At 59.0% G+C, this 24490-nt stretch carries 22 protein-coding genes and 1 pseudogene; 11 read left to right on the top strand and 12 right to left on the bottom strand.

Features of this window, described 5'->3' with window-relative positions; genetic code table 11:
* Positions 1–5 precede the first annotated feature (5 nt).
* The 3 genes and pseudogenes from AC1RPZ_RS14220 to AC1RPZ_RS14210 all read right to left on the bottom strand — a co-directional run.
* Positions 6–956 (bottom strand): 2-hydroxyacid dehydrogenase, encoded by a 951-nt coding sequence (locus tag AC1RPZ_RS14220; RefSeq protein ID WP_493137668.1) that lies wholly within the window; start codon positions 954–956, stop codon positions 6–8.
* A gap of 149 nt (positions 957–1105) precedes the next feature.
* Entirely contained in the window at positions 1106–1630 is a 525-nt protein-coding gene (locus AC1RPZ_RS14215; protein ID WP_493137667.1) for a cysteine hydrolase family protein, read from the bottom strand.
* A gap of 207 nt (positions 1631–1837) precedes the next feature.
* Positions 1838–1939: pseudogene (locus AC1RPZ_RS14210) on the bottom strand (tautomerase family protein); the annotation flags it as partial.
* 206 nt (positions 1940–2145) lie between these two features.
* Between AC1RPZ_RS14210 and AC1RPZ_RS14205 the strand changes: the two are divergent.
* The 7 genes from AC1RPZ_RS14205 to AC1RPZ_RS14175 all read left to right on the top strand — a co-directional run bounded on the left by AC1RPZ_RS14205 (position 2146) and on the right by AC1RPZ_RS14175 (position 10787).
* Entirely contained in the window at positions 2146–2877 is a 732-nt protein-coding gene (locus tag AC1RPZ_RS14205; RefSeq protein WP_493137666.1) for a GntR family transcriptional regulator, read from the top strand.
* Positions 2878–3014: 137 nt separating this feature from the next.
* Complete coding sequence (locus tag AC1RPZ_RS14200) at positions 3015–4298, top strand: MFS transporter (RefSeq protein ID WP_493137665.1); 1284 nt, start codon at positions 3015–3017, stop codon at positions 4296–4298.
* Between the two features lie 28 nt (positions 4299–4326).
* Positions 4327–5172, top strand: coding sequence for an amidohydrolase family protein (locus AC1RPZ_RS14195; protein WP_493137664.1), 846 nt, complete (start codon positions 4327–4329; stop codon positions 5170–5172).
* 157 nt (positions 5173–5329) lie between these two features.
* Positions 5330–6661, top strand: coding sequence for an MFS transporter (locus AC1RPZ_RS14190; protein ID WP_493137771.1), 1332 nt, complete (start codon positions 5330–5332; stop codon positions 6659–6661).
* A gap of 296 nt (positions 6662–6957) precedes the next feature.
* The gene (locus AC1RPZ_RS14185) at positions 6958–8238 is read left to right on the top strand and encodes a serine/threonine transporter (RefSeq protein ID WP_493137663.1); all 1281 of its coding nucleotides are present in this window, start codon (positions 6958–6960) and stop codon (positions 8236–8238) included.
* A 283-nt stretch (positions 8239–8521) separates the two neighbouring features.
* The gene (locus tag AC1RPZ_RS14180; protein WP_493137662.1) at positions 8522–9139 is read left to right on the top strand and encodes a ParB-like protein; all 618 of its coding nucleotides are present in this window, start codon (positions 8522–8524) and stop codon (positions 9137–9139) included.
* Entirely contained in the window at positions 9129–10787 is a 1659-nt protein-coding gene (locus AC1RPZ_RS14175; RefSeq protein WP_493137661.1) for a SulP family inorganic anion transporter, read from the top strand. The genes AC1RPZ_RS14180 and AC1RPZ_RS14175 overlap by 11 nt, the downstream gene beginning before the upstream one ends.
* Before the next feature lie 72 nt (positions 10788–10859).
* On the opposite strand, the gene acnB is transcribed toward AC1RPZ_RS14175, so the two are convergent.
* Positions 10860–13460, bottom strand: a complete 2601-nt coding sequence (gene acnB / locus AC1RPZ_RS14170; protein ID WP_493137770.1) for a bifunctional aconitate hydratase 2/2-methylisocitrate dehydratase — start codon at positions 13458–13460, stop codon at positions 10860–10862.
* A gap of 407 nt (positions 13461–13867) precedes the next feature.
* Between acnB and AC1RPZ_RS14165 the strand changes: the two genes are divergently transcribed.
* Positions 13868–14338 (top strand): DUF1289 domain-containing protein, encoded by a 471-nt coding sequence (locus AC1RPZ_RS14165; RefSeq protein ID WP_493137660.1) that lies wholly within the window; start codon positions 13868–13870, stop codon positions 14336–14338.
* A gap of 85 nt (positions 14339–14423) precedes the next feature.
* On the opposite strand, the gene AC1RPZ_RS14160 is transcribed toward AC1RPZ_RS14165, so the two are convergent.
* On the bottom strand, positions 14424–15290 hold the full coding sequence (locus AC1RPZ_RS14160) for a universal stress protein (protein WP_493137659.1): 867 nt from the start codon (positions 15288–15290) through the stop codon (positions 14424–14426).
* A 228-nt stretch (positions 15291–15518) separates the two neighbouring features.
* On the opposite strand from AC1RPZ_RS14160, the gene AC1RPZ_RS14155 reads away from it, so the two are divergent.
* The gene (locus AC1RPZ_RS14155; protein WP_493137658.1) at positions 15519–16124 is read left to right on the top strand and encodes a MiaE family protein; all 606 of its coding nucleotides are present in this window, start codon (positions 15519–15521) and stop codon (positions 16122–16124) included.
* Positions 16125–16168: 44 nt separating this feature from the next.
* On the opposite strand, the gene AC1RPZ_RS14150 is transcribed toward AC1RPZ_RS14155, so the two are convergent.
* The 3 genes from AC1RPZ_RS14150 to AC1RPZ_RS14140 all read right to left on the bottom strand — a co-directional run bounded on the left by AC1RPZ_RS14150 (position 16169) and on the right by AC1RPZ_RS14140 (position 17642).
* Positions 16169–16657: a GFA family protein gene (locus tag AC1RPZ_RS14150; protein ID WP_493137657.1), complete on the bottom strand. Its 489-nt coding sequence runs from the start codon at positions 16655–16657 to the stop codon at positions 16169–16171.
* 150 nt (positions 16658–16807) lie between these two features.
* Positions 16808–17302, bottom strand: a complete 495-nt coding sequence (locus AC1RPZ_RS14145) for a Spy/CpxP family protein refolding chaperone (RefSeq protein ID WP_493137656.1) — start codon at positions 17300–17302, stop codon at positions 16808–16810.
* Positions 17303–17504: 202 nt separating this feature from the next.
* The gene (locus AC1RPZ_RS14140; protein ID WP_493137655.1) at positions 17505–17642 is read right to left on the bottom strand and encodes a hypothetical protein; all 138 of its coding nucleotides are present in this window, start codon (positions 17640–17642) and stop codon (positions 17505–17507) included.
* A 413-nt stretch (positions 17643–18055) separates the two neighbouring features.
* On the opposite strand from AC1RPZ_RS14140, the gene AC1RPZ_RS14135 reads away from it, so the two are divergent.
* A complete protein-coding gene (locus AC1RPZ_RS14135) occupies positions 18056–18409 on the top strand; it encodes a BON domain-containing protein (RefSeq protein ID WP_493137654.1) in 354 nt (117 codons plus the stop codon).
* A gap of 177 nt (positions 18410–18586) precedes the next feature.
* Here AC1RPZ_RS14135 and AC1RPZ_RS14130 read toward each other — a convergent pair whose 3' ends face one another.
* The 4 genes from AC1RPZ_RS14130 to AC1RPZ_RS14115 all read right to left on the bottom strand — a co-directional run bounded on the left by AC1RPZ_RS14130 (position 18587) and on the right by AC1RPZ_RS14115 (position 23351).
* Positions 18587–19669 (bottom strand): YncE family protein, encoded by a 1083-nt coding sequence (locus tag AC1RPZ_RS14130; RefSeq protein ID WP_493137653.1) that lies wholly within the window; start codon positions 19667–19669, stop codon positions 18587–18589.
* A 298-nt stretch (positions 19670–19967) separates the two neighbouring features.
* Positions 19968–20768: a methylmalonyl-CoA decarboxylase gene (gene scpB, locus AC1RPZ_RS14125; RefSeq protein WP_493137652.1), complete on the bottom strand. Its 801-nt coding sequence runs from the start codon at positions 20766–20768 to the stop codon at positions 19968–19970.
* A complete protein-coding gene (locus AC1RPZ_RS14120) occupies positions 20765–22021 on the bottom strand; it encodes a CaiB/BaiF CoA transferase family protein (RefSeq protein WP_493137651.1) in 1257 nt (418 codons plus the stop codon). The genes scpB and AC1RPZ_RS14120 overlap by 4 nt, the downstream gene beginning before the upstream one ends.
* A gap of 34 nt (positions 22022–22055) precedes the next feature.
* A complete protein-coding gene (locus tag AC1RPZ_RS14115; RefSeq protein WP_493137650.1) occupies positions 22056–23351 on the bottom strand; it encodes an MFS transporter in 1296 nt (431 codons plus the stop codon).
* A 191-nt stretch (positions 23352–23542) separates the two neighbouring features.
* Here AC1RPZ_RS14115 and AC1RPZ_RS14110 point away from each other — a divergent pair, with 191 nt between their 5' ends.
* Entirely contained in the window at positions 23543–24478 is a 936-nt protein-coding gene (locus AC1RPZ_RS14110) for a LysR substrate-binding domain-containing protein (protein ID WP_493137649.1), read from the top strand.
* The last annotated feature ends 12 nt before the right edge of the window (positions 24479–24490 follow it).

Here is a 24490-nt window from a genome sequence, read left to right as displayed (position 1 = left end):
TCCTCTCAGAGTGGCGGGGGCAACGCAACCGGTGTCAATACCGGGCGGTTGGAGAAAAACGCCATCAGGTTCTGCCCGACCAGCTCAACGGTGTCCCGGGTTGCTTCCGGTGACAGGCCGGCCACGTGAGGTGTGAGGATCACGTTGCTCAATGCCTTGAGCGCATCCGGCACCTGAGGTTCGGTATCGAATACATCGAGCGCGGCACCGGCGATCCGCCGCTGTTCAAGCGCGGCAATCAGATCGTTGGTGGCAACCACGCTGGCGCGGGCAATGTTGACGATAAAACCGTGGGGCCCCAACGCATCCAGCACTTGTTTGTTGACCAGGTGTTGTGTGCCGATGCCGCCGGGTGTGCACACGATCAGAAAGTCAGAGGCCCGGGCCAACTCTGAGGGTGTCGAGCAAAACTCGTAGGCTACGTCGCTGAGCAACTGGCGGCTGTGGTAGCTCACCGTCATGTCGAAGCCATTGGCGGCGCGTTTGGCGATAGCCCTGCCGACGGCGCCCAGCCCCAGAATGCCCAGGCGTTTGCCGGCCAGTGACGGGCGCATGATTTTCGGCCATTCACCGCGTCGCACCGCCGCGTCGCACCGAGGGATGTCACGCACCAACGACAGCAACAAGGCCATTGCATGATCGGCCACCGACGAGGCGTTTACACCGGCGCCATTGGTGACGGTAATGTCGCGGTCGCTGGCGGCTTGCAGGTCGACATGCTCGTAACCGGCCCCGATCACGCAGATGATTTTCAGGTTCGGCAGCGCGGCGATTTCGTCGGCGTACAACCCCAGGGGACCGCGCGTCAGCACGGCGTCGATTTGTCCGCCGTGACTGGCGATGGCCTGGGCTCGCTCGGCGGGCGTGGGGGCGAGAATCAGGTGGAAGCCTTGATGTTCGAGGATCGGCAGGTAGTCGTTAATGGTTTCAACCAGTACCAGTACGGTTGCAGGCATGCTGGGCTCCTGAAGGCATCGGAATATCGGGGCTCGAATGTCGGTTGAGATTGCTGACTGCAGCGCGGTTTGGCAATCACCAGGAATAGAAGCAGGATCAAAAGATCGTCCGAACGCGGCCCGAGCCTTCGGACGATCTTTTCAGTGCATCAGAACCTGGTATCCGCAGTGTTCACTATTTTGGCGAATGCACCGTTCAAGGTCGCGTTATGGTGCTCAATGATCATTTTGGCCGATAACGCCGCAGTGTCCATGCAGGTGTGAGCGTCGGCGACCAGCGTCACTTGAAAGCCCTGTTCGGCTGCGGCTCGGCAGGTACTGTCGATGCAGTATTGGGTTTTCATGCCAACGATGATCAATTGGTTTATCGAGGCGTCGGTGAGCTGTTGTGCCAGTCGAGTACCGAGGAAGCAATTAGGGCGGGTTTTATCGAACAGGGTGTCGACATTGGCATCCAGCTCCAGCTCGGGAAGCAATTGCCAGAATGGGCTGCCAGCCTCGATGGTTGAACCCTGAGGGCCGGTATGGCGTACCGCATAAATCGGCACTTCACGCTCTCGGGACTGGCGAATGAGTTGCCGGATGTTGGCAAGCACTCGCTCGCCGTCGTGGGGCTTGTCCGGGCCGTTGAACAGACCAACCTGCATATCAATGATCAAAAGTGCCGATGACATAGGTGTTTCTCCGTGAAGTGCCGAACGGACGGGAGAAACAACAAGGCCCCGTCCATTGCTGGCGGGGCCTGGGTTCACTGCGCTGTATTCATTTCAGCCAGCCACCGCACGACCCGCCGAGGGCGGTCGTGGTGGTGCGGGTGAGGTTCAGCGCAGAGAAGTTCATGAGGCCGATCATGCTGTGGGGTCAGTAAACATGTCAATGGACACGCCGATGGCGCTGCGCATGGCGGCGTAGATCAGCTCGCCAACGCGTTTGGCGAAGGTGGGATCCTGGTGTTTCTTGATGTCGACACGAACGAGAGGCATGGCATCACTCCATCAGATTGTCGCCAGGCATGTTAAGCAAGATTCGACCGTTTCAGAACATCAGATGGCCGCTGCGCAGCTTGAATCTGTTATCGCCCACCGTTCGTCAGCCAGGTTCGGTAACCCTTCTTGACAGAAAAATGCATGAGGAGAATACTCGCTTCAATATTCATATAGATGACTAGATAACAAGGTGAATAAAGTCGATGAATTCCCTGTCCAGTGATGTCCGCCTACCGCTTTATCAACGCCTGCGTGATCAGTTGGCTGAACAGATTGCCAACAATCGCTGGCGTCCGGGGGAGGCCATTCCCACCGAAGCCGCGCTATCAGCGGAGTACCAACTGTCCACTGGCACCGTACGCAAAGCGGTCGACGCGCTGGTCAGTGAGGGCGTTCTTGAGCGTCAGCAAGGTCGAGGCACCTTCGTGCGTCGGCCTCAGTTTCAATCTTCGCTTTTCCGATTCTTTCGCTTCCAGACTGCTGCGGGCGAACGCCAGGTACCGGAGAGCCGCATCCTGTCTATTGAGCCGGTGGCCGCACCCTCGGCGGTGGCCCATGCGTTAGGGCTGCCAATCGACGCGCCGGTTATTCGCATTGTCCGCGTACGTCTTCTCGATGTTCAGCCGGTACTTGCCGAAGAAATCTGGCTGCCTCGCAGCCGGTTTCAGCCGCTGCTAGAGATCGACCTGAGTCGAAAAGGGCCGTTGCTTTACCCGATTTACGAAGAAGTCTGCGGTCAGGTCGTCGCCTGTGCCGAAGAAACACTCACCGCCGAGTCTGTAAATGACGTGCATGCGCGATTATTGAAAATACCGATCAACAGTCCCGTGGTGGTGATCGAGCGTCTGGCGCGTGACTACGCCGGTGCGCCTCTGGAGTGGCGTCGCTCCCGTGGGCATGCCGAGCATTTCCGCTACAGCGTGGACATTCGCTAGCGCCTTGCCTGAATAGCGGATCGCTCAACGGCGCCTCGATCACCGCCGGATTCATCGTTTTGTTTGCCATGCCTGGCCTCGTAACGGCGCGGTTCGCTTTCGGCTGCCTCACGTTCCACTTATAAGGATAAGAAATCATGTTCAGCTGGTATCGCCAAGTCACTCCTCGGGAGCGCAAAACGTTTTGGGCCTGCTTCGGTGGATGGTCGCTGGACGCACTGGAAGTACAAATGTTCGGCCTGGCCATTCCGGCGTTAATTGCCGCCTTCGCCCTGACCAAGGGCGATGCCGGGCTGATCAGTGGTGTCACGCTGGTCACTTCGGCCATCGGCGGTTGGGTAGGGGGAACGTTGTCCGACCGCTACGGCCGGGTGCGTACGTTGCAGTGGATGATTTTGTGGTTCTCCTTCTTCACCTTTCTGTCCGCGTTCGTCACGGGATTTCATCAGTTGCTGATGGTCAAGGCACTGCAAGGCTTCGGCATTGGCGGTGAGTGGGCTGCCGGCGCGGTACTGATGGCCGAAACCATCAACCCGAAATACCGCGGCAAAGTGATGGGCACCGTGCAAAGTGCCTGGGCCGTAGGTTGGGGCCTGGCGGTCGGGGTGTTTGCGCTGATTTATACTTTCGTACCGCAAGACGTAGCCTGGCGTGTGATGTTTGTCGTTGGCCTGCTGCCCTCGTTCCTGATCCTCTGGGTACGGCGCAATGTCGAGGAGCCCGACAGCTTCCAGCGTCTGCAAAAAGAACACACCATCGCGCAGAGTTTCTTCAAATCCTTGGCCGGTATTTTCCGCCCTGAACTGATCCGCGTGACGCTGTTCGGAGGGCTGTTGGGCCTGGGCGCACACGGCGGATACCATGCCGTGATGACGTGGCTGCCGACATTCCTCAAGACCGAGCGCAACCTGTCGGTGCTGAACTCCGGCGGCTACCTGGCGGTGATCATCTTTGCCTTCTGGTGTGGCTGTGTCGTCAGCGGGTTCTTGATCGACCGGATTGGCCGCCGCAAAAACATCGTGCTGTTCGCGCTGTGCTGTGTCGTCACCGTGCAGTGCTACGTGTTCCTGCCCCTGACCAATACCCAGATGCTGTTCCTCGGTTTTCCGCTCGGCTTCTTCGCGGCGGGCATTCCGGCAAGCCTCGGCGCACTGTTCAACGAGCTGTACCCGGCGGACGTGCGCGGCGCTGGCGTAGGGTTTTGCTACAACTTCGGCCGAGTGCTCTCGGCGGTGTTCCCGTTTCTGGTCGGCCATATGAGTGACTCCATGTCGCTGGGCTCGGCCATTGGCATTGACGCCGGGATCGCCTATGGCGTGGCGGTAGTCGCTGCCCTCTGCCTGCCGGAAACCCGTGGTCGTAGTCTCGAAGCCGCGACCCCATTAGTCCCGGTTAACGGCAGCGAGAGCGCCCGAGCGTGATAATCATTAATTGCGATAGATGAAACCCATGCCTGATACCTGTTTTACGCCGATCACCGGCATCGATTCCCATGCTCATGTCTTTGGCCGGGGACTGAACCTGGTCGCTGCACGGCGCTACGCCCCTGACTACGATGCCACGCTTGCGGAGTATCTGAATCACCTGGGTGCCCATGGTTTGAGTCACGGCGTATTGGTGCAGCCGAGTTTTCTCGGCACCGACAATAGCTACCTGCTGGCGGCGCTGAGGCAAGCGCCGGAGCAGTTGCGAGGAGTGGTCGTGCTAGAGCCAGGTGTTAGTCGCGCCCTGTTGAATGACATGGCTCACCTTGGCGTGGTCGGCGTTCGCTTGAACCTGATTGGCAAGGCGTTACCTGATTTTCGCAATCGCGCCTGGAGAGAGTTTTTCAGCCACATCGCTGATCTTGACTGGCATGTCGAATTGCATCGGGAGGTAAAGGATCTGCCGGCACTGATCCATCAATTGACGCCGTTCGGTTTGAAGCTGGTCATTGACCACTTCGGCCGGCCTGATGCCCGTTCGGGAGTCGATCAGCCAGGGTTTTCCGAGTTACTGGAATTGGGATCGAGAGGGTCGATCTGGATGAAGGTATCGGGAATCTATCGTTTGGGAGGTACGCCGCAACAAAACATCAATTTCGCCCGATCGGCATTACCGCTGTTGGAGCAAAGTTTCGGCCTCCACCAGCTTGTATGGGGCAGCGACTGGCCACACACGCAGCATGAGGAAAGCATCGGTTTCGGCACAGTAATCGATCAGCGGCAAGCCCTGGAGTGTTCGATGCAGCTTAGCCATTCGCTGCTCGTGCAAGCACCTCGACGGTTATTCGGTTTTGCAAAACGCGAAGGCTGAAGCTCACCCAAGCATTTGCAGATGAGCATTCATCCTACCCACGTGTAACGAAAACGTGCAGCAAGTCTGAAATACCACGTTGCAGTCAAACCTCTCGTGCCGCATCGAGAGGTTCTGCGCAAGAGCAGCCTATTACAACTACAAGAGAGCGGTTTCCATGAACAAGCCATCCAATACTGAAATTGAAAAATCGACTATGCGCAAGTTGGGGGTTCGCCTGATTCCCTTTCTCGTACTCTGTTATTTCATCGCCTACATTGACCGAGTCAATATCGGCTTCGCTGCACTGACCATGAACCAGGACATCGGCCTGACGGCCAGTGTCTTCGGATTTGGCGCCACGCTGTTTTTCGTCGCTTATGTACTGTGCGAAATGCCCAGCAACATGGCCATGGAGCGTTTCGGTGCCCGCCGGTGGATCGCGCGCATCATGATCACCTGGGGCATCGTCGGTTTCTGTTCGGCATTTGCGGTCGGGCCGATATCCTATTCGATTTCCCGATTCCTCTTGGGTGCAGCCGAAGCCGGCTTCTTTCCCGGCGTCATTCTTTACCTCACGCAATGCATCCCCAAAGCGTACATGGCTCGAATCGTTGCGCTATTCATGGTGGCGATACCACTCTCCAACTTTCTCGGCTCACCTGTGTCGGCACTGCTGTTGCAATTGGACGGTCTGGCAGGCTTCAAGGGATGGCAGTGGTTGCTTATGCTTGAAGCCATTCCCGCGATCACGCTGGGATTGCTCGCGCTGAAAGTGTTGCCGAATCGGCCAAGCGAAGCGAAATGGTTGACTCAGCAGGAACAGGATTGGCTGAGCGAGCAACTGACCAACGATAAGGCCGCGCGCGAAAGCGGTATTCCTCAGCACGCTCATAGCGTAAGCGGGACCCTTAAGGCCGTGTTTACCAACAAATATGTATGGGTGCTTTCGATTATCTACATGGGCAGTTCGGCAACCAGCAACACGCTGTCGTTGTGGATGCCGCAGATCCTGAAATCCTTCCATCTGACCAACATGCAAACGGGTCTGCTGAATATGATTCCGTTCGGCATGGCCGCAGCGTTCATGATTTTCTGGGGACTGCGTGCGGACAAGAGCGGGGAACGAATCAAGAGCACGGCTATTCCGCTAGCCATTACTGCGGTGAGCTTCGCCGCCACGCTGTTCACGGACTCCCTGAGCATTACGCTGGTACTGCTGACGCTCGTATTGATGGGTAACTATGCGATCAAGGGGCCGTTCTGGGCACTTTGCTCCGAATCCCTGCCGCCGGCGACTTTGGCCACAGGGATTGCAGCGATCAATACCTTTGCCCACTTGGGTACGGGCGCCATGAGTTCGGTGATCGGTGTACTGCGTGATCAGACCGGGAGCTTTCCAATTGCACTGATGCCGCTCTGCATATTGACCGCTATCGGTTCGCTATTGGTGTTTCTGATTGGCAAACAGAACGGTCGTGCGAAGCAAATCGCTACGGTCAGCAGCTGACCCATTCCTTCTGAGGAGGCTCGAAATGGGCGAGCCGCCTCGTTGCGTATGATCCAGTTTTCGACATTCGCACCTTACTTCTCGAGAGCCTCGACGACTACGCGAGCGATAGGTTTGTAGCGCGCAAAGCCATTCCTGACCCTCTGATCCGCACAACCGCTCCTCAGCTAAGTCTTTGCTTCTGCTCATTAATCCCGGACAATCGCGCCCCTGTTTCGGCCAGGGCGCTGCCTGTCAGCTTTTTCTGACTCGTCCTGACCGAGTGACAAGTGACCGGAATGCGGAGATCCGACCGGATGAATGATCAGGCCAATAGCGTTGATGAACGCTATGAAGCGGCGGCACCAGCAAGCCTCAGTAGCTGGAATCGCCATGACACCACCTGGATGCTGGGCCTGTTTGGCACGGCGATTGGCGCGGGTACCCTGTTTTTGCCAATCAACGCAGGTCTTGGCGGTTTCTGGCCGCTGTTGATTTTGGCGGTGCTGGCGTTCCCCATGACCTTTTACGCGCACCGTGGCCTGACCCGCTTCGTGTTATCCGGTCGCGCGGGGGCCGACATCACCGAGGTCGTCGAAGAGCATTTCGGGATCAAGGCCGGCGCCCTGATTACCTTGCTGTACTTCTTCGCGATCTTCCCGATCCTGTTGATCTACAGCGTCGCCCTGACCAACACCGTGGGCAGCTTCCTCGAGCACCAGTTGCACATCATGCCGCCGCCACGGGCGATTCTGTCGTTCGTGCTGATTCTCGGTTTGCTGGCCGTGGTGCGTTGCGGCGAGCAGATGATCGTCAAGGCCATGAGCCTGATGGTTTACCCGTTCATCGTGGCGCTGCTGTTTCTGGCGGTGTTCCTGATTCCGCACTGGAACGGCGGCATTCTCGCCACCGCGAGCACTTTGCCCGAGCCTTCGGCGTTGCTGCACACGCTGTGGCTGGCGATTCCGGTGATGGTGTTCTCGTTCAACCACTCGCCGATCATCTCGGCCTTCGCGGTGGACCAGAAGCGTCGTTATGGCATGCACGCCGAAGAGCGCAGCTCGCAAATTCTGTCTCGCGCTCACGCCCTGATGGTGGTGATGGTGCTGTTCTTCGTCTTCAGTTGTGTGCTGACCCTGTCGCCAGCACAACTGGCCGAGGCCAAGGCACAGAACCTGTCGATCCTGTCGTACCTGGCCAACCACTTCAGCAACCCGACGATCGCGTTCGCCGCGCCGTTGATTGCCTTCGTGGCCATTTCCAAGTCGTTCCTGGGTCATTACATCGGCGCCAGCGAAGGCCTCAAGGGGCTGATCGTCAAGAGCGGTCGCCGCCCGGCACCGAAGACTCTGGATCGTATGACCGCAGCGTTCATGCTGGTGGTCTGCTGGATCGTCGCCACGCTGAACCCGAGCATCCTGGGGATGATCGAAACCCTTGGTGGCCCGGTCATCGCAGCGATTCTGTTCCTGATGCCGATGTACGCGATCCGCAAGGTGCCTGCCATGGCGCGTTATCGCGGCCACGCTTCCAACGTCTTTGTGACGCTGGTGGGCCTGGTGGCGATTTCGGCGCTGATCTACTCGCTGACCGCCTGAACGCGTAGCGCCCCGGCCGGGTAATCCCGTGCCGGGGCGTTTCGTATAAACGCCTGATTCCGTGATGCAACGGCCGCTGACTGCGCATAATGCGCGGCGCGGCCGTTTTTTTGGCTGGCCGGAAAACTCAGGACCATCACCGGGGCCTTGTTCACCCGCTGTGGCAGCTGAAGGTGGAAAAAGGACTACGCTTGTGCTTGCCTTTTAGCGTGATAGAACGTCTGCTGGTGTACCGCCGCCGACGGTCTCGTCGGCATTTCAACGGCTTGTCTGGAGACGCCCGATGGCTCGTGCCCACCCGCAATTGATCACTGGCAAGCTGGAAAAACTGCACCCGACGCAGCTCACGGTCGGTCTGGCCGAAGTGAGCGCCAAGCGTCAGCAATGGAAAAAGCTCAAGCGCAAGGAGCGTAGCGCTGCTCTGGAGAGCCACTGGTTCCCTTGTGTCCTTGGCCCGCAAGAGCGCTATTACATCGTTGATCACCACCACTTCGGTCTGGCGTTGCTTCAGGAAGAGGTCGAGACGGTCCCGCTGCTGGTGCTCAAGGATTTATCGTTTGTCGAGCCCATGACGTTCTGGAGTGTCATGGACTTCAACCAATGGGTGCACCCCTACGATGCCCACGGGTCACGGCACTCATTCGAGGCGATTCCCAAGGCTATCGTCGATTTGCAGGATGATCCTTATCGCAGCCTGGCAGGGCAGGTACGGCGTGCCGGTGGGTACTCCAAGGATACGACGCCCTACAGCGAATTCCTCTGGGCGGACTTCTTTCGCAGCCGCATCTCCAGCGATCTGATCAACGATCAAGGAAGCAAGCTGCAGACCCAGGCCATGGACCTGGCGCGTAGTCAGGAGGCTCGGTATTTGCCGGGTTGGGCAGGTCCGATTGCCGACTGAACCACCCAAGTCGTCAGCTCAGACTTCTGGCGAAAAACCGAACCGCTGGCAGGATCTGTTGGCCGGTCTGTCGATTGCCGGTCTGTTGCTACCAGAGGCTGTCGCGTACTCAAGTATTGCGGCCCTGGCGCCTCAGGCCGGGGTTATTGCCTTATTTGCCGGTTTACTCTGCTACGGGCTGTTCGGCACCAGCCGGTTTGCCATTGTTTCCGCGACTTCTTCGTCAGCCGCCGTATTGGCGGCCGCCACGGCGACACTGGCCAGTGGCGACCCGCAATTGCGTGCGAGCCTGGCCATCGGGCTGGTTCTGGTCACAGGCGCGTTCTTTTTGCTGGCCGGGTTGTTCAAACTCGGCAGCGTGACGTCGTTTATCGCCAAGCCAGTATTGCGCGGCTTTGCCTTTGGCCTGGCGCTGACCATCATCCTTAAACAGCTGGCCAACGTGGTCGGCGTGCATCTGAGCGACGGTAACCTGATTCGCTTTTTGCCGCAGTTGCTGGAGCAGCTGCCTCAGTGGAACTGGGCCGCCGCAGGTGTGGCTGCGGTGGCGCTTGCATTGCTGTTGCTGTTTGCGCGATTCCGGCGCCTGCCGGGTGGCTTGCTGGTGGTGGTGATCGGCATCGTGGCGGGACAATGGCTGAACTTGCCGGCCTATGGGGTCAGGCTGATCGGGGTGATCGACCTCGGCCTGGAGGTTCCGAAGCTGCCGGTGTTGCCCTTTGCTGATTGGTTGCGCCTGGGGGAGCTGGGCTTTGCCATGGTGATGATCCTGTATGCAGAGTCCTACGGCTCGATAAGCTCCTTCGCACTCAAGCACGGTGATCGGGTGTCCTCGAACCGGGACCTGCTCGCGCTCGGGGCGTCGAACCTGCTGTCTGGACTGTTTCACGGGATGCCGGCAGGGGCGGGGTATTCCGCGACTTCCGCGAATGAGGCCGCTGGCGCGACTTCGCGATTGGCCGGTGGCGTGGCGGCGTTGGTGGTGCTGATCATCGTCCTGACGGTGTTGCCTTATATTGCTTTGACCCCTGAGCCGATACTGGCTGCGATCGTCATGCATGCGTTGGGCCGCGGCTTGAGCCTGCAACCGCTGGGGCGTTATTTCGTCTGGCGACGTGATCGCCTGCTGGTGATCTGCGCCGTGGCGGCCGTGTTGGTGCTGGGGGTGCTGGACGGTTTGCTGGTGGCGGTGGCGATCAGTGTGCTGCTGATGCTCAAGCAGATGTCGGCGGCGGATATCCAGATTCTCGGGCACATCGGCACTGGGCACGATTTTGTCGACGTGCAACGTCATCCACTGGCCAAGGCCGTACCGGGGATGCTGATTGTCCGGCCAGGCGAAGCGCTGTTCTTCGCCAATGTCGAGCGGATACTCGGTGGGGCTTTACGACTGGTCCGACACGCTGAAACGCCGATTCATACGGTGATTCTCAGTCTAGAGGAGTCGCCAGATCTGGACGGCACCAGTATCGAGGCGTTTCAGGAGTTTTTCTTGCGGGTACGCAACGAAGGTAAACGCTTGGTGCTGGCGCGTCTCAAAGATGAGGCGCAAGCGGCGTTGTCGGCGTTGCCGGAGGCTGAGCGTTCGCAGATCATTCTCAGCGGCTCGAGTGTCGACGGCGCGGTGCAGGAGGCGCTGAAGGCGTAAGGGCACGATTTTCAGGCATAAAAAAACGCCGCGCACCTTACGATGCGCGGCGTTTTTCATGGCGTTGTCACGTTAGGCTTGAACGACCGGGATGTTGGCGTTCGCTGCAGCTTCACGGAACTCGGCGATCTGGTCGAAACTCAGGTAGCGATAAACATCGCTGGCCATGGTGTCGATTTCTTTCGCGTAGGCCATGTACTCCTCGACGGTCGGCAGGCGACCCAGGATCGAGGCCACCGACGCCAGCTCGGCCGAAGCCAGGTAGACGTTGGCGCCATCACCCAGACGGTTCGGGAAGTTACGGGTCGACGTCGACACCACGGTGGCGTTCGGTTCAACGCGCGCCTGGTTACCCATGCACAGCGAGCAGCCCGGCATTTCCATGCGCGCGCCAGCCTTGCCGTAGATGCCGTAGTAGCCTTCTTCGGTCAGTTGGTGAGCGTCCATCTTGGTCGGCGGCGACAGCCACAGACGGGTTGGCAGCTGACCCTTGACCTGATCCAGCAGTTTACCGGCAGCGCGGAAGTGACCGATGTTGGTCATGCACGAACCGATGAACACTTCGTCGATCTTCTCGCCAGCAACGCTGGACAGCAGACGGGCGTCGTCCGGATCGTTCGGCGCGCAGAGCACAGGCTCTTTGATGTCGGCCAGGTCGATTTCGATGATTTCAGCGTATTCGGCGTCAGCATCGGCAACCATCAGCTCAGGGTTGGCGATCCAGGCTTCCATCGCTTGAGCACGACGTTCCAGGGTACGCGCATCGCCGTAGCCTTCGCCGATCATCCAGCGCAGCAGGGTGATGTTGGAGCTCAGGTACTCGGTGATCGATTCTTTCGACAGCTTGATGGTGCAACCGGCAGCCGAACGCTCGGCCGAGGCGTCGGACAGCTCGAAAGCTTGTTCGATGCTCAGGTTGTCCAGGCCTTCGATTTCCAGGATACGGCCGGAGAAGGCGTTCTTCTTGCCTTTCTTCTCTACGGTCAGCAGGCCAGCCTGAATCGCGTAGTAAGGAATGGCATGAACCAGGTCACGCAGGGTGACGCCCGGTTGCATTTTGCCTTTGAAGCGCACCAGGATCGATTCCGGCATGTCCAGAGGCATCACGCCAGTGGCTGCGGCGAACGCGACCAGACCGGAACCGGCCGGGAACGAGATGCCCATCGGGAAACGGGTGTGCGAGTCACCACCAGTGCCGACGGTGTCCGGCAGCAGCATGCGGTTCAGCCAGCTGTGGATGATGCCGTCGCCCGGACGCAGGGAAACGCCGCCGCGGGTCATGATGAAGTCTGGCAGGGTGTGGTGAGTGGTGACGTCGATCGGCTTTGGATAGGCCGCGGTGTGGCAGAAGGACTGCATCACCAGATCGGTCGAGAAGCCCAGGCACGCCAGGTCTTTCAGTTCGTCACGGGTCATCGGGCCAGTGGTGTCCTGGGAACCGACGGTGGTCATTTTCGGTTCGCAGTAGGTACCTGGACGAACGCCAACGACGCCGCACGCCTTGCCGACCATTTTCTGCGCCAGGGTGAAACCCTTGGTGCTTTCAGCCGGAGCTTCCGGCTTCTTGAACAGATCGGATGGCGGCAGACCCAGTTCGGCACGCGCCTTCTCGGTCAGGCCACGGCCGATGATCAGCGGAATACGACCGCCAGCACGGACTTCGTCGAGCAGGACCGGGGTCTTCATTTCGAAGGTGGTCAGGACTTCATCAGTACCGTGTTTGCAGACTTTGCCAGCATGAGGGTACAGGTCGATCACGTCGCCCATGTTCATGTTGGTCACGTCGAATTCGATTGGCAGTGCGCCGGCATCTTCCATGGTGTTGTAGAAGATCGGAGCGATTTTGCTGCCGAAGCAGAAACCGCCAGCGCGCTTGTTCGGCACGTAAGGAACGTCATCGCCGAAGAACCACAGCACCGAGTTGGTCGCCGATTTACGCGAAGAACCGGTACCCACTACGTCGCCGACGTAGGCGATAGGGAAACCTTCGCCGCGCATGGTTTCGATCTGCTTCATCGGACCGGTGACGCCTTGTTCGTCCGGCACGATGCCGTCACGGGCCATTTTCAGCATGGCCAGGGCGTGCAGCGGGATGTCTGGACGGGACCAGGCATCAGGCGCAGGAGACAGGTCGTCGGTGTTGGTTTCGCCGGTAACCTTGAACACGCGCAGGCTGATCTTGTCGGCCAGCACCGGGCGGTTCTTGAACCACTCGCCGTCAGCCCAGGATTGCAGTACGCCTTGAGCGTGAACGTTGCCGTTCTTGGCTTTTTCCGCGACGTCGTGGAAAGCATCGAACATCAGCAGGGTGTGCTTGAGTTGCGCGGCAGCGATTGCAGCCAGTTCGGCGGAGTCGAGCAGGTCAACCAGCGTCACGATGTTGTAGCCGCCTTGCATGGTGCCAAGCAGTTCAACAGCGCGCTTTTTGTCGATCAGGGGGGAAGTGGCTTCGCCTTTGGCCAACGCAGACAGGAAGCCGGCCTTTACATAGGCTGCTTCGTCCACGCCAGGCGGAATGCGATTGGTGATCAGGTCAACGAGAAAAGATTCTTCGCCAGCGGGAGGATTCTTCAGCAGCTCAACCAGGCCTGCAGTTTGTTCGGCGTTAAGCGGCTGGGGAACGATACCCAGTGCTGCGCGCTCTTCGATATGTTTGCGGTAGGCTTCAAGCACAGTTATTACCCTCATCAGTGGTCCCAAATGGGTGTCCGGGACGCTCATCCCGAAATTGCCGTACTCATGCGCTGCGTGGCGTTGTGGGCCGCTTAGCCAGAATTACCGACAATTCCTTACAGAAGCTGCTTTCAAAGTTTTACGCCTGCAGAACGGGGAGCTGATGAGGGTTGGCGCTGAGTTTTTCCCCGCTGGAAATACTCATCGCCAACACCGCTCTGAAGGAACGACTGTGCTCGTGACGCTTTGAAAACAGCTTCTAACGGACATTGGCGCCTTAAAAGGCTGGCCGATTCTACGGCAAAAAAAAATTAAAGGTAAGTTCGCCCCTGAACTTTGAGGGGTGATGAATGTTAGACAAAGGGCTAACATGCCGGCCTGTTTTGCTTTTCGCGTTTTGCCTACCTATGCCCAATCAAACCATCAAGACGCCCTGCGTCGGCCTCTGTTCCACTGTTTACGGTGATCTGGTGTGCCGTGGCTGCAAGCGTTTCCACCATGAAGTGATTCACTGGAACGGTTACAACGAGGAAGAAAAGCGCGCCGTCTGGTTGCGTCTTGAGCAGCTGTTGGGGCAAGTGATGGCCGGGAAACTCGAGATTTTCGACCGCGCGCGCCTGCGTGAGCAGCTGGAACAACGAAAAATCCGCTTTGTGCCCCATCAGTCGGAATATTGCTGGGCGTATCAGTTGATCGCCCGTGGCGCGCGGGTGATCAACAATCTGGAAGCCTACGGGATGGTGTTGCTGCCGGAGTTCCGCGATTGCAGCCTGCCGGAGTTGCGCGATGCCATCGATCGGGAATTTTTCCTGCTGTCGGAGGCGCATTACCAGCGCTACATTGCGCCGGGCTTCCTTAAGGATGCTTTCGGCGGCTGATTAACATCAAAAGATCGCAGGCTGCGGCAGCTCCTACGGGGAACGCGATCACTGTAGGAGCTGGCGAAGCCTGCGATCTTTTGATCTATTTACCGCTGGTCACCAATTCCTCCAGGTGATCCATGATTTCCTGCGGTTTGAGCACCAGCACATCGCTTTCCAGCGAATCGAGCACCACTTCCGCGGTATTACCAATCAACGCGCCCGAGAACCCGGTACGCGCAACGGTGCCGATGACGGTCACCGACGCCTGCAATTTATGTGCAACGTGGGGAATCAGCACATCGGCCGGACCTTCTTCGATATGCAGGTGCTCATCGTCGATGTCGAATTCGGCCTGGAACGCCTTGCACGCTTCGCGGTAGCGGGCTTCGATGGTTTCCTTGAGCTGGAACACCGGGTCGGCCGCCGAGAGCATCGGCGACGGGTGGGCGCTGAGGACGTGCAACTGGGCCTTGGCCAGGTGGGCGATGTCGAAACCATGATCGACGATGCTGGCATGCAGCACGCGGTGCTCAGGGTCGCTGTTGCCCACGTCGATGGCCGCCAGAATCGTTCCGCCAGTCCAGGGTTTCGAGGTTTTCACCAGTAATACCGGGCTAGGGCATTGACGCAGCAGTTTCCAGTCTTCCGGGGTCAGCAGGGCTTTCTTCAACGGGTTGTCGTGGAAGTGTTGCTTGACCACCAGCCCGCAGCCTTCGGCCTGCTGCACATCGATGATGGTTTCATGCAGGCTTTTGTTCCAGGCTTGCTCGGTGGTGACGCTATGACCGTCTTCCAGCAGGCTGGCCTTGAGCACGCGCAACAGCGCCGAGTGATCGTGCTCTTTATCGCAGATCAACAAATGCAGGTGCGCTTGGGTCACCCCAGCGATCAGTTTGGCGCGTTTGAGGGCCAGGCTTTCGTTGGGCGAGGGCTCAATGACCACCAGGATGCTGCGGATGGCTTGCATGATCGGAATCTCCGATGAATTAAAAAACACGTCGTTGCACAACTATAGTTGCTGGTTGCGAACTCGGGTCTTGATGCATATCAAGTGCCGCGACTGGTGGTCTGCCGGCAGGCCAGTATAATCAGCGCCCTTCGCTGTGAACCTATTGCCCGTGAGCCTCATGTTACTGAACCCTGAAATCGTCGCCGTCCTGCCCCATGGTCCTGTTGAACTGTCGGAAGTGAGCCAATGATCCTTCCTGAAATTCATGAGTTCCTTGGCTGCCGCACGCCTGATGGCTGGATTCAGGCCGCTTTGGCCGACCAGGAAACCCTGCTGATCGACCACAAGAACTGCGAGTTCAAGGCCGCCAGTACCGCGCTCAGCCTGATCGCCAAGTACCACTCGCACGTCGACCTGATCAATCTGATGTCGCGTCTGGCCCGGGAAGAACTGGTGCACCACGAGCAAGTCATGCGCCTGATGAAAAAGCGCAAGATCGAACTGCGCCAATTGTCCGCCGGTCGTTACGCCTCGGGTTTGCGCAAAGTGGTGCGCAGCCACGAGCCGGTCAAACTGGTCGACACGCTGGTGGTCGGGGCATTTATCGAGGCGCGCAGCTGTGAGCGCTTCGAAGCGTTGGTGCCGCATCTGGATGAAGAGTTGGGCACGTTCTACTTCGGCCTGCTGAAAAGCGAGGCGCGGCATTTCCAGGGGTATCTGAAGCTGGCTTACCAGTACGGCGACGCCAAGGACATCGCTCAGGTGATCGATAAGGTTCGCGCCGCCGAGCAAGAGCTGATCGAGTCCCCGGACGTCGAGTTCCGTTTCCACAGTGGTGTGCCTGCGCTCTGAATGGCGACGTGTGGGAACGATCAAGAGATCAACGATCAAGACTGTTAACGGGTCAGCCCCAGCCGTTCGTGCCACTCGGCGATGGATTCTTCCGGGTAGACCTCGAACAGCTGATCCTTGGGATGTGCCTCGACTTCGACCCACGGGGCTTTTGAACCGAGCATCAGGTGCGTGTGTTCCGGCGGCACCGGCAGCGGGGTGTCGATGGCCGAAGCGAAGGGGTGAATCAACTCGGGCCATTCAGGGCTGAACAGCCACAAGCCACTGCCGCAGAGCGAGCAGAAGTGCCGTTCGGCGCTGCTGCTGTGGGCACGTCGGGCACCGTCATCCTTGAGGCGGGCGTGATAGATCGAGATGTGTTTGCGGCCACGGACTTTCAGGCTGTTCGCCTCGCCGCCGAGGTTGATCGCATAGCCGCCCGCGCCCTGGGTCTTGCGGCAGATCGAGCAGTAACAGCGCTGATACGGGTAGGGGTGGGCACTGCTCAGGCTGAACGACACCGCGCCGCAATGGCAGGAACCTTCGAGCTTCATGGGAAACCTCCAACAGGTCTGCGGATCTCCCGGAACAGCGTAGCTGTTCAGCAATATTTCAGTTCTTGGTGTCAGCCTCTGCGGGTCGCTGCGCTCCAATGCGAACCGAGCCTGCAGCGGCCGGTTCGCCTGGTTGAGGATGCTGGCCTCTTAATGGGTTTTTTTCGCTGCCTCGAGCCGGTCCTCGCGTTTTTCCTGTTCATTGCGGAACAGCTTGTCGGCGTTTTTTTTCTGAACATCGGAAAACGTGCCATACAGAGCGCTAAACGCCGTTGCAAGTTTCTGCATATTGTCCGCGTGCAATTGGGCTAATTTGGCATAGGACATCATCGCGTCATCGGCACTCAATGCTGGCAGCTTTTCCGCACGCTCCAGAAAGGCTGTATCGGCGTTGTGAGCGTTGTCGCGTATGGTTTGCGCATAGGCGTCCCATTGCGCTGACTGCTTGTCGGTGATTTTCAGCTTGGCGTGCAGTTCGTTGATCCTCTTCTCTACAACGTCGACGTGCTTTTTGGCATGAGTGGCAGCCGTCTGTGACGGTGCGCCAGGACTGCTCGCTGCCGTTGTCTGTGCCGAGACAGAAGGGGTGAGGAATGCCAGCATCAACGCTGCCGGCATAACCGCTTTAAGTACGAAGTTGTTCATGTCTTTATATCCGGATTGAGTTGTCGAATTGACGACCGTTGCAGGGGATATATCAGTGGGAGCGGCGGTCGCTCAGGGTCCATGCGGCTATGGAATTAATAGCCGGGTGGAGGATATCCATTGGAGTTGTACGAGTCGGGATAGTACGACCTTGGGTAGTACCTGACCCCCGGTGGTGGTGGCGGAGGGGGTTCCCGGTAAATCACGGCTGGCGGCGCTCGTACCGCACCCGCAGCCACTGCTCCCAATATTGCGCCAACGAGTACAGCGCCCAAATCGTCGCTGCCGCCACCGCGATAGTCACCGCCACGGTCGCCGCGATAGTCACGATGTCTGTCATGGCCGCCACGATAGTCGCGATGATAAACCTGCCGGTCGTAGCCCTCGCGTTGATTGTCGTGCTGCGCCAGTACCGGTAGCGCGGCAGCTGTCGCCATAACAGCGACGAGCATTACTGCCAGTCGTCGATATGAAGGTATTTGCGAATGCTGAGTCATGAGTCGTGCCTCCTTGAATGAGGGAATCACTGAACCCCACCGTCCACTGGATGAGCAGGAGGATCGCACCGTCCTGATTTGGCAGTGACCTGCCTCACGCCAGGTTAACTCCGCCGCCCGCGCGGGTCTGTTCGGTAGCGCACTCTTGCGCCCGGCACAGAGCGACCGAAGCGGATGTGCTGGGGGACAGCGCTCTGACCTCACGCAATGGCCGCACTATAATTAACCTGTTGATGACACGAGAGAGGGTCTAGCTATGAAAACTCACTCCTTCCAGCATTACTCTCATGATCTGGGAGTCGCTGTTCACGACGCGTGGATTACAACCCGGGTGAAGTCGGCTCTGGCCTTTTCAGAACCGACTCTCGGTCTGCATGTCAATGTCAAAACCCATGCCGGTACGGTGGCATTGAGCGGCCGCGTTAACACCCATAAAGAATGCGAGCGGGTGGTAGAACTCGCCCGTTCGGTGAATGGCGTCAACGAAATCGATGCCAAGGACTTGCTGACTCATGTGTTCACTCCAGGGCATCTCCCTGAAGCGCCCAACGCTGAAGAGAACACCGAGTATCGGTCGCCATCGTCGGAAAAAAAGATGGATGACAAATGATGCTGGCAACCTTGTGAGCGCCGCGCTCCCGGTTGGGGAGCGGGAGCGGGGCGCAGAGCAGAAGAGTCCGACCATCGTAGCGCTGAAGACCTTGCGTGGGCGTTAGATCAAGACCGGCAAGCAATTTTGCGTGCCGCTTTGATTGGCGACACACAAGGCTCGACGATTACGATGGGGTTAGCTGCCTGGTGCGAAGACGGCAACGCAACCATTACAGCCACCGTCCTTGGCGTTGAGCGGCAGGAAGACGTGATTATTTTTTTCGCTGACTGCAACCGAATGCGGGTTGCCGCCGGGCAGCTTTATACGTTGGACGAGCGTGTTGGATTTCGCGTCGATGACACCGAGTTCCGGGCCGTCCGGCATACCGCGCGAAGCGGTGTAATATTGCTTGAGCTTCGGATTGTAGGTGACCATGTCGGCGGCACCGAGGCCAGGAATGACCTTGACCACCGAGCCGTCAGTTTTCATGACGACGAATACCGGCGGCAGGCCGCTATCCTTTACGCCGGCGTTGCAACCTAACAGCAGGTTTGCGCCAGGCCCTTGCACCAGTCCGTTGGGATGGCAGTCATTCACTGACAATAGTTTCTCGACCTTGCCGCTGTCCGGGTTGATGACGGCGACGGCACCCTTGGCCTTATCCTTCTTCAATTCCGGAATCGAAACATAGAACCTTTTCGTCACTACGTCGTAGACGGCCTGCTCGATCCCGTCTGTGGCGTCCTCCAAGGGAATCTTGGCCACGACTTTGTGGCCAGGCTTGGTCGAGATCAGCGTCAGGAACGGCGGATCGTCGGCATTGTTGGCGGCAATCACAACGTGCGCCTTCGGATCGTAGGCCATCTCGTCAACCCGGGCTTTTCCGCCGGTTGAAAGGGTATCGATGACTTTTTTCGTCTTGAGGTCGATGATCTTCAGCGTGCTGTCGCCGTCGCCGGCCCACAATTCCCCGCCAACGACAACGATGCCGTTCGGGCCGGACACGTCGTTGCTCTTTAATTGCCCAGCGAATCCGCCGGGCAAGCGGTCGACCATCTTGCCGCTAGTGCCATCGAACACGTCGACAGCCTTGTTGCTTCTATCGGCCAAATAGTAACGGTTGGTCGCCTGATCGACGTAGCTGATGTCGAAGCCGTTGAGAGGTTCACCCGGAACCTCCAATGTGCCGATCTGTTTCAGTTCAGCGGCGTTGATTGAAGTGGCGAGACTCAAAGCCAATATCGCAGCCGCGGAACCCAACAATTTTCGCTGCACCATAGGTTTTCTCCTGAGGTCTTCGGATATTTTTGTTTTTGTTCGCTTCTAGTAAGCCGCCTCGGCCAACCGGGACGCCTGACTTCTTCGCATCCTTTCAGAGATACACTGCCTTGGCCGTCGCTGGCTCGCCCATGGCGCCTCGATGTCGCTCGCCAGACGACCTCCTGAACTCCCTCAATCGCCGAGTGAATTTCAACTGCCGTATTTACAATGTCAATACTTATGGTGGGGCTCGGATTTGGATTCAACAATGAGATGTTCGTCTCTTATCAGACTCAATCGTCTACTTCAGAGTGTCCTACCGACCGCAAAACACCGCTGGCCTACGCTCGGCAAATGCCGCCAGTCCCTCATCGAAGTCGCTGCTCTCACACGCTTGTCGACGCAGTTCTGCGATCTGCTCCATCGCCTGGACGGGCATCGGTTGCAGGTCTTCGAGGATGCGCAACTGCTCCTTGACCGCCGCAATGGCCAGCGGTGCTTTACTGGCAATCGTGCGTGCCAGTTCCAGCGCAGTCGCCTCCAGTTCGTCGCTGTCGACCAGCCGGTTCACCACACCGAAGCGTTCAGCACGCTCTGCATCGAGCTTCTGCGCGCCGAAAAACATTTCCTTCAATACGTGAATCGGCAGGTTGTTGAAGAAACGCAGCAGCCCACTGGTTGTGTAGGGCAAGCCGATGTTTGCCGGGGTCATCGAAAAGCTCGCGTTGCGATCGGCGACGACCAGGTCGCAACTCATCACCAGATCGACCGCACCGCCCCACACCGAGCCGGAGACCATGGCAATCACCACGCCGGGGTAGGCGCGGATGCGGCGCAACACTGTTTCGAGTGGCTTGCCGTAGGCAATCGGGTCGTGGTCGTGTTGCAGTTCGCGGATGTCGTGGCCGGCGCTCCAGACGGGCTGGCCCACTTCGCTGCCCAGTATCACCACCGGTATGCGTTGTGACGCCAGTGCGGCGAGGCTTTCGTCGAGGGCCGTCAGCAGTTGTGCGCTGAGGGCGTTGCGGTGGGTGGGGTTGCTGAAGACCAGCCGACCGATTCGTTCATCGACAATCTTGACGGTCACGGTGGCGGAAGAGGTTTGCGTCGGGGTCATTGGGCTGTTCCTGTTGATTGTCCGGAGGCCATGGCTGGCGAATCGTTGGTGTCCTGATATACGGCTTTCGCGGCCAGCAGTGCGTTGATCGACGCGGCGTCGAAACCGGCCTCGCGCAGCACTTCAAGGGTGTGTTCACCGAGGAGCGGCGGTGGTCGCTGGCCAACACCAGGCGCAGGTTCAGCGGTGTCGGTTGCGCTGAACACCGGGGTCACTACCTGACGCAGCGCGCCGAGTGTCGGGTGCGTGAGTGTCCTGGTCAGTTGGCTGTGCAGCACCTGCGGGTCGTCGAACACTTCGTCGAGTGTGTTGATCGGGCCGGCGGGCAAGCCGGCCTCGATGAACAGTTCGGTCCACGCGCGTTTGCCGCGGGTTTTCAGACGGCTTTCCAGGATGGCTCTCAATTCGTCACGCCGCGCAACCCGGGCTTCATTGGTCGCGAAGCGCGGGTCGTCCGGCAGCGTGGGCAAATCGAGCAGCACGCACAAACGTCCCCACATGGCCGAGGTGATCGGCGCCAGATTGAGCGGGCCGTCCTGCGTCTGGAACACGCCGTAAGGCGCAATGACTGAATGGGCGTTACCCGTGCGACGGGGGACATCGCCGAGGCTGAGGTAGCGTTGACCGTGCACGCTCAACAATCCGACCAGGCTGGCCAGCAACGACGTACTGACGTGCTGACCGTGCCCGGTGCGTTCGCGCTCCAGCAGGGCGGCCAATACCGCCGTCACCAGCCACATGCCCGAGGTCAGGTCGCCGATAGCCGTGCCGGTGCGGGTCGGATCGCCATCGACGAACCCCGTCAGGCTCATCAGCCCCGAATAGCCCTGGGCGATCTGATCGAAACCCGGCCAGCTGCTCATCGGTCCGTCGGTGCCAAAGGCGTTGATGCTGCCCATGATCAGCCGTGGATTGCGTGCGCTGAGCATGTCGTAGCTGAGCCCCATGCTCTCGAGGGTGCCGGGTTTGAAGTTCTCGATCACCACGTCGGCGTCATCGATCAGCCGCTGGATCGTGGCCAGCCCCTGGGGATTGCGGAAGTCGATGCACATGCCGCGTTTATTGCGATTGCACGACAGATAGTAGGTACTCACGCCCCGGTCGAACGGGCCCCAGGTCCGGCTCATGTCGCCGGTCGGGCCGGGCTCGATCTTGACCACATCGGCACCGAGGTCCGCCAGCACCATGGTGCAGAACGGCCCTGACAGCGCACGGCTCAGGTCGACGATTTTCACGCCTTGCAAAGCTTGCATACGGTTCTCCAGTGAATGTTTGAGCGCTGCTGTTTTATTGCGGCAACGGCTGATTCCGGGTTTCGACGGCGAACGGCAGGATCAGAATGCCGGCCACGAAAGCGGCGGCGGTCCAGGCGATCGGTGCGCCCAGCGAGCCGTGCCAGTGGATCGCCGCGGCCAGCAGGAAGTTGACGCCTGCGCCGATGAAGCGGCCGATCGATGCGTTGAAAGCAAACGCCGTGGCGCGGATCCGGGTCGGATACTGCTCGGGCAGCCAGAGCGAGAAAATCGCGAAGTTACCGCCGAAGAAGCCAAGGAACACCAGCGACACCATGAACAGATGCAGGCCGTCGTCCATGTAGAACACCCAGCCGAAGGCGACCACGATCGACACCGCCATGCCGGCAAAGTAGACGCCCAGCGCAACCCGTCGCCCTAGTCGCTCGGCCAGCCAAGGCGCTACGAGGCAGCCGAGAATCGTGCTGAGCGACAGTACCGCCGCGCCAATGGATGCCAGGTGCACGGCGCCGACGTGGTCGATACCGGCGCGGGTCGCCAGGGTCACCACGGCGGTGGCTTCGTATACTGAACCGGCCCACAAACCGACGATGGCGACTCCGACCAGAGCAGAACTGGTCAGCGTGCGTCGGCGAAAGGCCGGAGCGAAGATTTCCCACCACGACGTGCGAGTGGAAGCGGTTGGGGCGTAGGGGCGTTCGGCGTGATGCGCGGTCTTGTGCGTCTGGGCAGGTTCTTTCACCTTCAACGCGGTGTAGATCGCCACCGCCGCCGGTGCGAGGCCGCACAGAAACATCACGCGCCAGCCGTAGGTTGCGCCGACTGTGTAGTTCAGCAACGCGGCAATGAAGAAACCAAAGTAGTAGCCGGTTTGCAGGTAACCCGCGCCCATCTTGCGCCGGTCTTCCGGCCAGCTCTCGGCCACGTAGGTGCCGGCCAGTGCCCATTCGCCGCCGACGCCGATCCCGGCAATCAGCCGAAACGCCGCCAACTGCCAAATGTTCTCCGAGAAAGCTGCGGCCCCGGTAAACAGTGAGTAGACCAAAATGCTGGCTGCCAGCATCTTCACTCGGCCGAAGCGATCGGCGAGTGGCCCCCAGATAAACGACAGGCCCCAACCGATCAGAAACAGCCCAAACAAGACGGAACCGTACATGGCGATATTGGCGGGGGTTGGGGTTATGCCCGAGTTGGGCAGCAACTCGGACATGGCAGGAATCAACACCAGGGCGAAGATCACCGAATCCACGCCATCGAGCACCCATCCGAGGTAGACCGTCCAGAAGCCGCGAATCTGCTCGCGGGTCAGGGGCGTTTTGATGGGCTTCACGCTTGTTGCCGATGCTGTTAATGCTCTAGACATTAAGATCTCCCATTGACCTTGATCAGGCCTATTGAAGCGCTGCGAGGCTGTGGCCGCCGTCAGTGCTTCGTTTGTTGTGAAATCAGTCTAGGCAGCGCATGCCATAAGCAACAAATATGAAATTCCTTTAGCCCTATCGGAATTTTGTATAGAGTCAAATGCTTTGGACCCCCCCCATGGACCTGCGCCAGTTGCGGTATTTCATCAAGGTGGTTGAGTGCGGCAATATCACCCGCGCCAGTGAAGCGCTGCATATCGCGCAGCCCGCGATCAGCCAGCAGATGCGCAATCTGGAACTGGATATGGACATGCAACTGCTCGAGCGCAGCGTGCATGGCGTGGTTCCCACTGCGGCCGGGCAGACGCTTTACCGGCATGCCATCGAACTGTTGCGCCAGGCCGATGGCACCCAGGAGCTACTGCGTCAGGATGCCGAATTCCCGCAGGGCAAGGTATCGGTCGGCATGCCGTCGAGTACGGCTCGCATGTTGGCGATTCCGCTCGCTCGCACGATTCGCAGTCGCTATCCGGGGATCAAGCTGGAGTTGATCGATGCACCGAGTGCCGATCTCGGCCGCCTGATCACGGTGGGGCGAGTTGCGCTCGCGGTGAATGTCGATGTGGTCGAAACCCGTGGGATGATCTCGCAGCGGCTGCTGACCGAAACGCTGTATCTGGTTGCGTGGCCGGAGTTTGCGCTACCGGATGAGCCCGTGACGATCGACGCCCTGGCGAAGATGCCGCTGGTGCTGCCCTGCGCACCGAACACGATTCGCAGTCGAGTCGAATCGGCACTGCAGGAGGCCGGTCTGCACTGTGAAGTCGAGTTCGAAGCCAATTCCACGGACTTGTTGTTTTCTGCTGTTCTGGCAAAGCTGGGCGTCACGATCCTGCCTTGGGCGGCGGCCCATGTTGAACTTGATCAACATAAGCTCAAGCTGGCCAGGATCGATCATCGGCTGTTCACGCGTGAGCTGTCGCTGTGTTGGCCTGACACCGCGGTGCAGAGCAACGCGGTGCAAAAGGTCAAGGCGACCATTTTTGAACTGTTCGAGGCGTTTGGACGCCACCCTGGGTGGGCGGACGGACAATGACGAGTGCAGTTT

It is taken from the genome of Pseudomonas sp. GW822-FHT02D10 (assembly GCF_058802345.1).
This window is presented reverse-complemented; position numbering and strand designations above follow the sequence as displayed.